Origin of the sequence: Pedobacter sp. GR22-6, assembly GCF_037402555.1 — a bacterium.
Classification (GTDB): domain Bacteria; phylum Bacteroidota; class Bacteroidia; order Sphingobacteriales; family Sphingobacteriaceae; genus Pedobacter.
Window position 1 is genome coordinate 1581740 of the sequence record NZ_JBBEUC010000001.1, and the last position, 14167, is coordinate 1595906.

General features: G+C 39.4%; 12 protein-coding genes. 4 read left to right on the plus strand and 8 right to left on the minus strand.

Translation table 11 applies throughout. The features are described from left to right. Positions 1-128: 128 nt before the first annotated feature. Entirely contained in the window at positions 129-2306 is a 2178-nt protein-coding gene (locus tag WAE59_RS07415) for a bifunctional alpha,alpha-trehalose-phosphate synthase (UDP-forming)/trehalose-phosphatase (RefSeq protein ID WP_337855305.1), read from the plus strand. Here WAE59_RS07415 and WAE59_RS07420 read toward each other — a convergent pair. The 5 genes from WAE59_RS07420 to WAE59_RS07440 all read right to left on the minus strand — a co-directional run bounded on the left by WAE59_RS07420 (position 2303) and on the right by WAE59_RS07440 (position 8029). Then, positions 2303-4087 carry a glycoside hydrolase family 15 protein gene (locus WAE59_RS07420; RefSeq protein ID WP_337855306.1) on the minus strand — a complete coding sequence of 595 codons (1785 nt, stop codon included), beginning with the start codon at positions 4085-4087 and terminating at the stop codon, positions 2303-2305. The genes WAE59_RS07415 and WAE59_RS07420 overlap by 4 nt on opposite strands. Before the next feature lie 55 nt (positions 4088-4142). Beyond that, on the minus strand, positions 4143-4862 hold the full coding sequence (locus WAE59_RS07425; RefSeq protein ID WP_337855307.1) for a DUF2931 family protein: 720 nt from the start codon (positions 4860-4862) through the stop codon (positions 4143-4145). Positions 4863-4867: 5 nt separating this feature from the next. Next, the gene (locus WAE59_RS07430; RefSeq protein WP_337855308.1) at positions 4868-5179 is read right to left on the minus strand and encodes a hypothetical protein; all 312 of its coding nucleotides are present in this window, start codon (positions 5177-5179) and stop codon (positions 4868-4870) included. A gap of 293 nt (positions 5180-5472) precedes the next feature. After that, complete coding sequence (locus WAE59_RS07435) at positions 5473-7212, minus strand: trypsin-like peptidase domain-containing protein (protein ID WP_337855309.1); 1740 nt, start codon at positions 7210-7212, stop codon at positions 5473-5475. A gap of 562 nt (positions 7213-7774) precedes the next feature. Beyond that, complete coding sequence (locus WAE59_RS07440) at positions 7775-8029, minus strand: hypothetical protein (RefSeq protein ID WP_337855310.1); 255 nt, start codon at positions 8027-8029, stop codon at positions 7775-7777. Positions 8030-8136: 107 nt separating this feature from the next. On the opposite strand from WAE59_RS07440, the gene dinB reads away from it, so the two are divergent. The 3 genes from dinB to WAE59_RS07455 all read left to right on the plus strand — a co-directional run bounded on the left by dinB (position 8137) and on the right by WAE59_RS07455 (position 11521). Further along, on the plus strand, positions 8137-9195 hold the full coding sequence (gene dinB / locus WAE59_RS07445; RefSeq protein WP_443147252.1) for a DNA polymerase IV: 1059 nt from the start codon (positions 8137-8139) through the stop codon (positions 9193-9195). Positions 9196-9941: 746 nt separating this feature from the next. Next, positions 9942-10469: a DinB family protein gene (locus tag WAE59_RS07450; protein ID WP_337855312.1), complete on the plus strand. Its 528-nt coding sequence runs from the start codon at positions 9942-9944 to the stop codon at positions 10467-10469. A gap of 329 nt (positions 10470-10798) precedes the next feature. Then, complete coding sequence (locus WAE59_RS07455) at positions 10799-11521, plus strand: class I SAM-dependent methyltransferase (protein ID WP_337855313.1); 723 nt, start codon at positions 10799-10801, stop codon at positions 11519-11521. Positions 11522-11533: 12 nt separating this feature from the next. Here WAE59_RS07455 and WAE59_RS07460 read toward each other — a convergent pair whose 3' ends face one another. From WAE59_RS07460 to WAE59_RS07470, 3 genes are all read right to left on the minus strand, one after another. Then, a complete protein-coding gene (locus WAE59_RS07460) occupies positions 11534-11872 on the minus strand; it encodes a cupin domain-containing protein (protein WP_337855314.1) in 339 nt (112 codons plus the stop codon). 83 nt (positions 11873-11955) lie between these two features. Then, a complete protein-coding gene (locus WAE59_RS07465; protein ID WP_337855315.1) occupies positions 11956-13671 on the minus strand; it encodes a protein-disulfide reductase DsbD family protein in 1716 nt (571 codons plus the stop codon). Between the two features lie 11 nt (positions 13672-13682). Then, a complete protein-coding gene (locus WAE59_RS07470; RefSeq protein WP_337855316.1) occupies positions 13683-14132 on the minus strand; it encodes a protein-disulfide reductase DsbD N-terminal domain-containing protein in 450 nt (149 codons plus the stop codon). Positions 14133-14167 lie beyond the last annotated feature (35 nt).

Below are 14167 nucleotides of genomic sequence, written 5' to 3' on the forward strand. Positions count from 1 at the left end.
ACGCCAATGTACGAAGCTGAATTATAAACGCAAATGGCTTTTCTTATCTTATTCATTCTGTTTGCATTAGAGGACGTTCCTTAGCGAATTCAAACAAAATGGCTTAAAATCGGTTGTTTTAGTAGCGTATGATAACTAATCAAAAAACGATCATTATATCGAACCGCCTTCCAGTTAAGATTACAGAACAGAACGGCGAGTACATTTTAAGACCCAGTGAAGGAGGTTTAGCCACTGGTTTAGGCTCGGTTTATAAAAATGGCAGCAATGTATGGATCGGCTGGCCAGGTATCGAAATACCAAAAGAACGACAAGATGAAGTTCGCCTGAAACTGGCGGCGCTTAATCTGATTCCAGTCTTCCTGACAGCAGAAGAAATCAACCTTTACTACGAAGGATTTTCAAACGAGGTGCTATGGCCTATCTTTCATTATTTAGCTACTTACGCCAACTTTGAACAGAGCTATTGGGATTTCTATAAGCAGGTAAATTATAAATTTAGGTCAGTAGCACTGCAGCATCTGGAAGAGGGTGATACCATATGGATACATGACTACCAATTGCTGCTCCTGCCTTGTCTCATTCGTACAGAGATGCCTATGGTCACCATTGGCTTCTTTCAGCACATTCCTTTTCCTTCTTTCGAGATTTTCAGGCTGATCCCCTGGAGGGATGAGATCATTAAAGGTATGTTAGGTGCAGATTTACTTGGATTCCACACATTCGATGATGTAAGACATTTCCTGAGTGCCTCTTCGAGGCTGTCGTCGAGTAAGCTTTCAGATAATGTTATCCTGCATAAGAACAGGCAGGTTGTCGTGGAAGCATTCCCAATGGGAATAGACAGCGATAAGTTTGAAAATCTTACAAGACATGCAAAAGTAGCCAGGCATTCTGCTGTTTTCAAAGAGAGTCAGCAGGCATTAAAGATCATTCTAACTATAGATAGGCTCGACTACAGTAAAGGGATATTGCAGCGTTTACAGGCATTGGAACTTTTGCTCCAAAACCATCCGGAATTTATAGAGAAGGTCGCTTTATATATGATTGTGGTGCCATCAAGGGATACTGTTCCGCAATACAAAGAGTTACGTGACAATATTGATAAATTGGTGGGCAACATCAATTCGAGGTATCGTACGCTTACCTGGGTGCCGATTCATTATTTCTATCGGTCTTTTTCAGTTGAGTTTCTCTCTGCACTATATAGTACTGCAGATATCTGCCTGGTCACCCCAATGCGAGATGGAATGAATCTGGTCAGTAAGGAATATGTAGCATCAAGGACTAAGAATGATGGCGTATTGATACTAAGTGAGATGGCAGGTGCATCGAAAGAATTAAATGATGCACTGATCGTAAATCCCAATAATTTAGGAGACATGATGAGGGCCATTGTACAGGCCATTAACATGCCATTGGAAGAACAACAAACCCGTATGGAAAATATGCGGCATATCGTTAAAAAATTTAATATACACCTGTGGGTGAAAAACTTTATGGATAAGTTATTAGAAGTAAAAGAATTACAACAATCGCTCCTCACCAAATACGCAGTTCAGCGTATCAAAGACCAGATCGTACTGGACTATAGAAATTCCTCGGACCGCTATATCTTTTTGGACTACGACGGTACTCTTGTAGGTTTCCAGGGGGATATAGATAAAGCTTCTCCAGATCAGGAATTATATGATATACTTGCTAAACTTACTGAAGATCCTAAAAACAGGGTTATTATCATCAGCGGACGGCGTTATCAAACCCTTGAGCAGTGGTTTGGCCACCTTAAGCTTGATATGATTGCCGAGCATGGTGCCTGGCAGAAACAATTAAATGAAGAGTGGAAGCCCCTGCCCTTACTCACAGATAAATGGAAACAGGAAGTAAAAACCGTATTGGATACCTACACCGACAGGACACCGGGATCATTTGTAGAAGAGAAAAGTTATTCTCTGGTCTGGCATTACCGTAAAGTAGAAAAGGGCTTGGGTGAGCTGAGGGCAAATGAGATCATCAATCACCTCAAAATCTTTATTGCGGACAAAGGCTTACAGATGATGGATGGCAATAAAGTGATAGAATTTAAGAACATAGAGGTCAATAAAGGAAAGGCTGCACAAAATTGGCTATATAGTAATAATCCGGATTTCATCATTGCATTAGGAGATGATCATACGGATGAAGACATTTTTAAAGCCCTTCCAGCAGAAGCTTACACGATAAAAGTGGGCAGCAATATTTCAGCTGCCCGATATTATCTAAAAGATTTTAAGCAAGTAAGGGCGTTGCTTAAAGACCTAAGTTAAAGAAATATAGGTCTGTCCAGTTTAATTGCGATGCGATGTGCGGCATTCATCAGTCCGACATGGCTATATGCCTGGGGGAAGTTGCCCCACTGACTGCCATCTTTTTCATCTACATCTTCACTGAATAGATTAAGGTGGTTTGCATATTGAATGAGGGATTCAAATTCCCGCACAGCATCATCCAGTCTGCCAACGCAGGCAAGTGCTTCGACGTACCAGAATGCGCAGATCAGGAAAGTTGTTTTGGGTTTGCCGAAATCATCCTTATGCAGGTATCGGTAAAATAAGCCATTTTCAGCTTTTAGTTCATTTTCTAATGCAATCAGGTGATCTTTGGCACGTTGTGATTCTGGGTCCAGATAGTTCATTAAAATCAACTGTAAAGTACTTGCATCCAGATGATCACTTCCTACTGCGTGATTATATACTTTACGTACCGGATCGTAACAATCCTCTATATGTTTCGTTGCTTTTGCGATCAAAATGTTAGCACGCTCCTCATATACTTCGTTGCCAATTGTCTTCGCCATTTTTAGAGCCGCATTAGCACCAGCCCACTGGAACAAATTGGTATAACAATGCGTGTTGGCGATGTTTCGGAATTCCCAGATTCCTGCATCTTTCTCATCAATAGTTTTTTCAATCTTCGCTAATAAATAATCGAGCCATTGTGCGGAGTCTTGCCGTTCGCGAAAAATAAAGCGGTGATCTGTGTAGAGTGGTAGCATGGAAACTAAGACTTGCCCGTAGATATCATTCTGGATGTGCTCATACGCCTGATTACCGACTCTTACAGGTTGATTGCCCATATAGCCTTCGATATCAGTAAGGATTCGCTCAGTAAGTACTCTCTCTCCGGCAATACCGAATAAAGGTTGGTAACGCTCATCATCCCTGAAAGAAATATCGGTGACATAACCGAAGTACTTTTCCATTTCTTCAAAATGACCAATGTGATTGAGTGCTGTGATGACATAATAGGTATCTCTCATCCAACAATAACGATAGTCCCAATTTCGGGTACTACCCGGAGATTCAGGTAAACTTGTTGTACTAGCTGCAATAATAGCACCGGTATCTTCATATTGGTGTATTTTCAAAATCAAGGCAGAACGGATAACAATATGTTGGTAAAAACCTGCAATGTTAGAATGCTTGATCCATCGGCGCCAGTAGTTGACCGTTTCCGTAAGAAAACGTTCTGATGTACTCGCAATTGGCGCTTCCAGTTCCTGGCCATAAGTAAGGATCAGGTATTTGGTCTCGTTTAACGCAAAATAATGCTCATCTTCTACATAACTTAGCGATATATTTGTTGTTAGCCTAACACTTTCATCACATCCTTCGAATTCAATGTGGTTACTGCCTCTGCGTCCTTTCAATTTTGTACTCCCGTAATCGCATACCGGCTTGCAGGTTACCTTCACACGTGGATTTCCTTCCAAGGGTTCTATCTTGCGTATCAGCATCAAGGGTTTATAATAGCGTTCATGCTGATAAAACCTGGGTGCAAAATCAGTTATCCTATATTTACCTTCAGGATTGCTGATCTCGGTGCATAGCACATTCGTGTTTTCGAGATAGAATTGCCTGGAAATGAACTCCCCGGCAGGCTTTATAGAAAATTCTCCTCCTTTTTTTTCGTCGAGTATGCCACCGAAAATAAAAGTACTGTCAAATCTTGGCCAGCAAAGCCAATCTATATTTGTGTTTTTATTGATGTGTGCCAGATATGCACAGTTGCCAATGATACCCGTTTGGTAGGTATGTCTCTCCGTCATATATAATTTCAATTGATACTAAAATACAACAGGATAATTGGCTTTTTGTTGGATTTTATTTCAAGTCCAGGTATTTGCTGGGGCTGTCGATGTAATTGGCTGATCTATCATAACCATTTTTAAATAAGGTCAGCATGCTATCTGGCAGCTCAGAAAAAACAGTATCCAGATAAGATTGCTTGTTGAACTGCTGACGTTCATATTGTAAATCTTGTGCTCCGGGTTCATAGGCATGCAATTTTTTCTTAAAGATCACTTTTTCAAAATCTTTACCTCTGAGCCATAACACTATGTTTCCGTTGTTCGCAATCCCTACCACGAAATTCAATCCAAACTTATCCCCTTGTGAACTGTACATTTCAATGGTTTGCTCCTCTTTTACCGCTTTCTTAAACGCAGCCAATAACACCTGCTGTGGCAGATCAATTGTGTCTTTGTAAAACGTCCGGGAACGATAGTCGCAGTAATCCAGGGATAATTTTAGCGGTAGCCTTAGCGGCTCGTGGACTTCTGGAAAATAATATTCTTTGCCCCATTTTGTCATAAACACATTTACCTCCTCTAGTTCAGACTTATAGAAACCCAGAGCGAGTTCATTATCTGGCAGGATCAAATCAATACGGTTTATATGGATCGGAAAACTGACAGGAGCAGAGACACTTGAATAATAGTAAAAACGCTCTGAAGACTTATATGCCCAGACTTTATGGATGATTAATACCGCTAATAGTATGGTGATTCCTAAATAAACTTTATTGATAAAATTCAAATTCATGTCATCTAGTGTTGAAATGCCTTGCCTAAACCTGTGACATAAACTGCCATTGCCACCATTAGTAAGGTAATGACGAGCATGAGCCCAAAAATCCATTTGGCAATGTTGTAGCCCTTTCCATGGTAACTAAATGCAAAACCGCCTATGAGGACTAGTAATCCGAGTACGAAAAGCAAGATATTTAGGTATTTTTCATCTTCGGTTAGGTAACCGTAGTTCAGATAAATCAATAGTAATGCGCTGTTGATCAAAATCATCCATACTGAAATCTGACTGTTTTTCAATTTGAGCGCTTCTTCTTTAGACTGGTCGTTCATACTTGATAGTAACGTTTTGAGCCGACAATTGTTTGTGGTGTAGGCAAAGCGCAGTTTGTAGTCAGATCGCTCAACGAATGTACATTATTGTATGGCTTAACGTCAACTGTAATCATCAGGTGGTCTAAAAAAGCAAAAGGGACTTGGTTATTACCTTGTCCCTAATGCCAATCATCCCTATTGTTGGAACGAATATATTTAAATTTGGCCGAAGTGGCCAAATTTTTAGTTTTTTATTTGAAAAAAATGGAAAGATTATCTTCGCGAATTATTTTAAATTCCAGATCCTTTAGTTATTGCAACGTGTCGGATATAAATTTATAAACCACGTTGCTTGGTATCGTCAATGTACTAGTCCTACTGAATCTCGCAATGTTAATTCCATAAAATTTACCTTCTGCATCAAAAACAGGTCCGCCGCATTCATCAGCTTTAATCGCTGCATCATGCGCAAATACTTTTTTGAAATCATCCAGTCTAATACTCTTACCTCCTTCCAGGCGATCTGCAGGATGATTACCTCTCACAGGCATTCTTTTGAGCGCTACCGATATATTAAAATCAGTTCCATTTCGGACGCCTTGTATTGTGATCGTATCACCGGGTGCATATTTCATGATTTCGCCTCCATATTGAGGGGGTTGACTGATTGGTATGCCGTTTATCCCGGTGACCTGATCTTTAAGTTCAAGTTTAGCCTCTGAGGCCGGGCTACCCGGTGTAATGCTGGTCAGGATAATTTGTTGATTGATAAAATTTGCGTTGGCTCCAAAATAAGGCGCGCTGAATCTCCTCGGTAGGTCCATATTCTTACTGCTCAAAATGCTGATCTTACTGACCTTATCAGGTAATGCAGATAGTAAAAATTTGCCTATTTCTTCAAATTTGATATCTGAAGTATCTTTTAACGAATGATAAACAATTCCTGACTTTAACGGACTTTCTAATTGCATCAATACAAGGTCGTTCGCTTTATCTCTGCCAATAATTGTCAATTTTTTGGCGGAAATTTTTTCTGAATCTATATTTGGCTCTGTACCTACCAATGTACTTTTGGCTATAAGGTAACTCCCATTTGGATTTCTGCCTTTTATTGTCGCATTGTTCAAGATGAATAATGTACCTACCGCCTGCTGTTCAATTCCATTTAGCCTACTTTTAATCATCAAACTGGTGCCTTTGATTTTTGGCTCTATTTTTTCAAACTGCTTGTCGATTTGAGCGAGGGCTGGAATACTGATTAATTTTTCTGCTAAGGGATCTTTACTAAAGGCATCTTGCTGCTCGGGTAAGGCAGCGTAATCTTCTACTTTATTTAAAGCTGTCCAGTATTTTCTATAAAGGTCTACCGGTACCTCAAGATTCACTTCTTCTGAAAGATCTATACGGCTGTGTAAAGCAACTACACGGCCTAAATAATCAAAAAGAGGACCTCCTGAGTCACCAGGCTCCATTTTGCAACTGGATTGAACAAAGCCCCATTGATTTAAAGGAACTACAATACGGCCAAATCTTACAGTAGGTTGTTTTTGATCCAGCGTTTCGGGATAGGATATACTTAGGCAAGGTTCATTTGTTTTAAGACTTCCTGACCAACCAAGTTCTGCGAACGGCCAGGTTCCTTTTCCAACAATCTTCATCATTGCTACATCTGGTAAATTGTTTTTGTCTTTAAAACCAATGCGCCCTAATGCTACCGCTATCCGTTCCTGCCCATCAGGGAAAAAGACTTTGTAGGTATTGCCAGGGATCGTGGCATGAGCGGCAGTTAAGATATGCCCTTCTGCACTGACAACTACTCCGCTAAATTGGGAACTGTTTCGTTGTTGCTTTAGCGTGTCAAATCCCCACATACGTACACTAGTTTTTAACGCTTTTTCTATCGCTTTAGTATTGATTTTCTCGATGGTCTTGCGATTGAAAGACTGGCTATAGCTCCTTGGAGCGAAAAATATAAATAAGATAGATGCCAGTAAGAAGGAATACCTTTTCATTATTGGTAATTTAAATAATAGTGATAATAAAATAGCCACAAGCCTTCAGTAAATTTAACTGAACGAACTGTGACAGTTTTTGTAAATCTGTTAATAAAGTTATTGGTAATTATAAAACGTAGGCGTCCGTTTTATACTTGCAAACTTAATAGGAAATATCGAAAAGCACACATTTATGCTTTATATTTTATATAAAATTTTATACCTTCATCGAAAATTTTACAATATGGAACATCAGCAGTCAGCACACGGATTAACAATCACTATTGTCCTTTTATCTTTAGTGGTTATTGTAATTGCTACGGCATTTTATCTTTCTTTCATAAGAAAAAACAAAACTCCACATTCAGGACATCATTAAGATCCTGAATGTGAAGTTTATCTTCATTAGTCAAACGCTTTAGCCCAGGCAAGTCGTTCTTCCATCTAAGCGCCTAAACAAAAAAATCTTTTAATACAACCTTATACAATTAGAATTGGATTGTGATTATGCTAATATAATTAGTTTTTTCGTATATTGCATTCCGTAATTTTACTGTGTTTGTTTATGTTGTATACTTAGTTGTCGGCTTTATTTCTGATAACTGGTATTAACGGTGGTTTAGAGATGATTAGATTTCAGTACTTCTATTTGTTTTCCAATTTCATCGATCAACTCCTGATCGATAGGATCTTTGCTTTTCCATTGAATGGTCGTGTTACCAATAATCGGATAAATGTGACCGACTCGGTCTCCGTTGATATAGACAATGTAATCGCCCGCTTTTGGAACCTCAACGCGAATGGCTTGTGGCTCCCCGTTGATATCTATCGTGAATTCGTAAGGATTCAGATCTTTCTCTTGCATAGTGTCCATATTCTGATATTTAAGTTATACAGAAAACAGCATCAGCCGTCTATTGTTTTCTCTCTTGAGTTTTTGCTTATTTTTAAAAGGAAATGCGAAAGATAATCCACATAGATATGGATGCATTTTATGCATCGGTGGAACAACGTGACTTTCCGGAATTGAGGGGGAAGGCAATCGCCGTTGGAGGCTCTCCAAATGGACGTGGAGTTGTTGCAACTGCTAGTTATGAGGCACGTAAGTTTGGGGTAAAGTCAGCTATGCCCTCTCGTCAGGCACTTAATCTTTGCGCTGAGCTTATTTTTGTGAGACCCAGGTTTGAAATATATAAATCCGTTTCTGCGGCAATTAGGGCCATTTTTATGCGTTATACGGACTTGATAGAACCATTGTCTTTGGACGAAGCATACCTGGACGTTACAGAAGACAAATTAGGAATCGGTTCTGCACTGGATATCGCTATGCAAATTAAGAACGCTATTAAGGAAGAGTTGAACTTAACTGCTTCTGCTGGAGTTTCTTCTAATAAATTTGTAGCAAAGATTGCTTCTGACATGAATAAGCCGGACGGACTAACGTTTATAGGACCTTCTAAGATCGCGAGTTTTATGGAGTCATTACCTGTTGAGCGTTTTTTTGGCGTAGGAAAAGTAACTGCGAAGCGCATGAAAAGTATGCATTTGCACAATGGTGCAGACTTGAAACGGTTAACTGAACAAGACTTGGTACGTTATTTTGGTAAAAGTGGAAAGTTTTATTATCGGATTGTCAGAGGTATAGATGAGCGTGAAGTTCGCACAGAGCGCGTAGCTAAGTCGCTTGCTGCGGAGGATACATTTGAACATGACCTGATCACCATTGATGAAATGCATACAGAATTAGGTAAACTCGCAGATAAGGTTTCTGAAAGGTTGTATCGACACAACTTAAGAGGTCGTACTATTACGTTGAAGCTTAAATATAGCGATTTCCGTCAAATTACCCGAAATCAATCTTTACCACATCCGGTAGGAGATTATCAGGTAATATTGGATACGGTAAAGCAACTGCTTGAACATGTGGATTTAATTGATAAAAAGGTAAGACTATTGGGGATATCCCTGTCAAATTTTTCGGAACAACCTGTTATTGGGAATAAAAACAGAAATTCTTATCAATTGGAACTTTTTCAGTAAGACCTCTTTTAAGAATGTGATTACTTTCTGTGCATTTTGTAGAATATCTCCACAGTAATTTACTGTTGTTGATTTATCTAATTCTTTGATTTATAGTTGTTTGATGTTTATTTGGGTGCCTGGCATGGTTATTTGATTAATTGAGTGAAGCAAGTCGATTTATAGTATCCTTCGCAAAACATTAATCATCCCTATTATTAACAGCCAATGAAGGCCGGATTCCTCCGGCCTTTTTGGTATAAGGATACTGTGTATTTTCACAGTTGACCACTTTCATGGCAATCACTAGCTTTGAATCAGGGATTAATGAATGGTATTATATGATCATGCACTATAAAAAGAATAGACGGTCTGCATTGATAAAGATATCGATGATTTTGCTAAAGGCTTTGGCTTTTACATTATTTGTATTTTGCTTTTATCAGGCCTGCAAGATAACGACGATATAAATATGCAACTGTGTTTTTACGCAGTTGATAAATAAGATTTAGCATGCTATGTTTGCAATAGAATTACGTCAGAAGGATGTGATTAAGCAAATCCGAACTCTTTAGTACTTTGTATACGGAATGTAAATTGCAGAATTAGAAAGATATTAATCACGCTCTCCTATAAATCAATCCCCCTATGAAAACATTCAAAAGTCAGGCACATCACCTGACTTTTGTTTTTTATCTCAATTTATAAAACAGGCTGCCATACTGTTGTCAGTCTTTGCGTATTATTTTGAATTAAAATAATTCACTATGACTACTGACCATATCCATCCCCAAAAAGCAGCAACCAGTACGGTTTACATCATAAAAAATTTGGCCGACTATAATCTCTGGGCGAATGCGATACTTATCAATTATCTGAGAGAAAAGCCTTTTGAGGTTTTACAAAAGGCAGTTCCTTCCAGTTTTCCTTCAATTAAAGCGACCATTGTAAACATTTGGCAAACTCAGGTTTATTGGTTGTCTGTGATTAGAAAATTCCCAGTAAATACTCATGAAGAATTTACCGGCAGTCTGGAAGAAGCATTTGATTTACTCATTGAGCAGTCTGAAGAAATGGCCGACTATATCGCTGTATTGAATCCGGAAGTAATGGAAGACACGACATTAGTGGTAAATCCTCGCTTTCAATCTAATTTCCAGAATTTTGAATATATAGTGCAGGCAATAAATCATAGCACTTTTAAACGCGGGCAGATTGTTGCAATTGGCCAGATGTTTGGTTTTACAGATACACCTACAACTGATTATAATTATTATAATATTATGGGAAAATAAAAACAGGGATGCTCAGTTCCAAGCCCAGCATCTCCTTTGGTTTGTATCGAGATGTCACCTTTCGGTAGATGGAAGTCTGCCAGACCGGGCTGCAATGTTACGGAACTGTTTTTAGCTGGTTTCTGTATGTACCGAATCACATCGGGTTTCCCGTTGATCGGTAACTTTATAACGGTTGCGGTTTCATCCGATGGTTTTGGTAGAACACTGATGATGAGGTTCTGATCATCTTGCAATACGTTATTTAATATTTTGTTATTTATTCAGCGTTTTTTGGCATCAAAGAAAGTTTTCTATTGCTAAATTAGCATTTTAACCTTTTTATAGTTATGAATACCGATTATACGAATAAAGCGACCAATGAAGAGATCGAGCAACGCTTTGATCAGGATGTAGAACGATTTTCTAACTTGGATACGGGGCAACTGACTACCTTGGATGCTCCCCTGACCATGGAACTTTGTACGGATGCTGCAAAATACATTGTACCGGATGCAAAGGAGCTGCTGGATATCGGTTGCGGTGCGGGTAATTATACGCTTAAAATGCTAAGCAAAATTCCTAATCTAAACTGCACACTGAATGACCTCAGTTTGCCGATGCTGGAACGTGCGAAAGAAAGGATTTCGCTTGCGACCACTGGCACTGTAACTACAATCCAGCTGGATATGCGGAAACTGAATCTCGTGGATGGGCACTATGATATCGTTCTGGCTGCCGCGACTTTGCACCATTTGCGTAATGATGAAGATTGGGAGTATGTATTTACTAAAATTTATAAAGCCTTAAAACCCGGAGGCTGTTTCTGGATCTCTGATTTGGTTACACATGATGCAGAGCCGCTCAACCATTTGTTCCAACAACATTATGGTGATTATCTGGATGCCTTGGGAGGGCCTGAATATCGCCAAAAGGTATTTGACTATATTGAATACGAAGACACACCACGCTCGGTCAATTATCAATTGGATTTGATGAAACGTGTGGGCTTTAAGGATGTGGAAGTGCTACATAAAAACCTATGCTTTGCAGCATTTGGAGGGGTTAAATAACCCCTCTTTTATTCACAGGAAATCTTCACGGTGAGGCGTGAAAGCATCTATTAAAATACCAGGTTCCAGGCACAAGCAACCATGTATCACATGAGGCGGAACATAGTAGCCATCTCCTTTTTTGATAATTCGCTTTTCCTCGCCAATTGTCATCTCAAAGGCACCACTGTCTACATAAGTGACTTGGGTATGGTGGTGTTCATGAAGCTCGCCTACTGCTCCCTTTTCAAATTTGGCCTTGACAAGCATCACCCTGTCATCATAGCCAAAAACCTGACGCTGGATTCCGTTTCCCAGATCCTCCCACTGGATTTCGCACTCCATTTGAAATATGTCACTTTGTACATTCATGCTGATTGTGTTTAGTTAGCAAAGATAAAAAGAAAGGCCGGTACTCAGGGAGTGCCGGCCTATTCTTTAACAAGTAAAGGGTATTACTTAGTTTTATTTTTGAAGGCATCTAAGCCACTTTGGAGATATGCTGCATACTCTTTGGCATCAAAAATAGCACCTTGAGTAGGAACCAGTGGATTCAGATCATCCGCAGTTGTAAGTACGTACAATGGTTGCGCATTTGATCCGTATTGCGTAGCTTGGAAATCTAAATTCCAATACCCCAAATCATCGGTTTTCCTTTTCAAGATTTTCGATTCGTGCACCTTTTCAGCTGGCATTGGAACGTTTCTTTCGTCAACATACAACTGAATTAGAACGTATTCTTCCTTAATCAGGCGTCCTACTTCTTCATCGATCCAGATTTTATCTTCCATTTTTCTGCAATTTACGCAGGCATGACCTGTAAAATCAATCATCACGGGTTTGCCTACTTGTTTTGCGTAAGCAAGACCTTCTTCTAAATCGAAAAATGGATGAAATCCTACTGGAGCATGCAGAAATTCGCTATGCTTAACTTTAGCAGGGAATGTGGTAGAAGATGTAGGAGCCGCGCTTCCAGTGCCAGAATTCAATAAGAAATCCTGGGTGTACATCGGTGGTGCTAAACCACTCAGCACGTTCACAGGAGCACCCCAAAGACCAGGAACCATATACACTGCAAATGAGAATGATAGTATAGATAAGAACAAACGAGGAACCGATACATATGGTAAATCGCTATCATGAGAAAATTTGATCTTACCTAAAAGATATAATCCCATCATCACAAAAATAACGATCCACAGTACAAGAAACACCTCTCTGTCAAACCATTCCCAACGCCATGCCAAGTCAGCTGCAGACAGGAATTTCAATGCTAATGCCAATTCCAGGAATCCTAAGCATACTTTAACACTGTTCAACCATCCACCTGATTTTGGCATACTGCTCAAGAATCCAGGGAATACTGCCGATAATGTGAAAGGTAAAGCCAATGCAAGGGCAAAACCAAACATTCCTATAGCTGGGCCCAATAATTCTCCCTTAGAGCTCGCTTGCACCAATAAGGTTCCAATAATGGGACCAGTACATGAAAATGAGACCAGGGCCAATGAAGCCGCCATGAAGAATATTCCACCAAGACCTTTACTGCTATCTGCTTTGTTGTCTATTTTATTGACAAATGAACTTGGCAATGTGATTTCAAATGCACCAAAGAACGATATCGCAAAAACAACTAATAATATAAAGAAGAAGAAATTAAACAATCCGCTACTACTGAACGCATTTAATCCTGCAGAACCGAAGATTAAAGTGATCAATAATCCGAATACTACATAAATAACAATAATTGAAAGCCCGTAGATGAGCGCCTGACCAATTCCCTTCTCTTTGCTACCAGCTCTTTTTGTAAAGTAACTGATGGTCAAAGGAACCATTGGAAAAATACAAGGCATAAAAAATGCCAAAAATCCGCCAACTAAACCTGCAATGAAGGTTTCCCAAAGTGTCTTTTCTTTTTCTGCCTTAACAGGAGCTGCAGCAGCCGTAGTTGCTGTGGAGTCTTTCTTGATTGAATCTGTACCGACACTTGCAACTGCAGCTACAGATGCGGTATCAGTAGTTGCTGTGGTATCGTCAGTGATTTCAGTGAACTCCATGTCGGAAAACGTAGTATCTGCTTCCTGAGCAGATACTAACGTTGACGCACCTAAGAAAAATATGATCCCTAAAACAAGCACCTTAATGCTTGCTTTTAAATTTCTTAATATCATTTATGTATTTATTATTTTACAGCAATGGAGAAATCAACTGTTTCCGGTGGAAGGCATTGTGAATCATCACAAACCATATATTCTACGGTACCTTTTACAACAGGATTAGCCGCACCAGTCAATTTAATTTTCTGAGTAAAAGTAACGGTCTTCTCGAAGTAACTTACGTTCATATCAAAGGTTTTCTCAAATTTAGTTACCGGTTTTGGCTCAGTTGTTTTACCATTCAGTGAATAGGTTTTTGCAGGTGCGAAAGTAAATGAGGTTTTGATAGGTCCGCCATCCGCCATATACTGAGAATACAAGTGCCATCCCTCATCGATTGTTGCTCTCATTGCCACAATAGCTTCGGTTTTGGAAATTTTCTTTGCTGAATAAGCCCATTTTACTGGCTTCAGGATCTGGCTGCTTGCTGAGAGACTGAAAAACAGTCCTACAGCTAAAAATAATAGATTTTTCATGTTTATTGTTTTTTTATGTGTTGACAAACTTATAA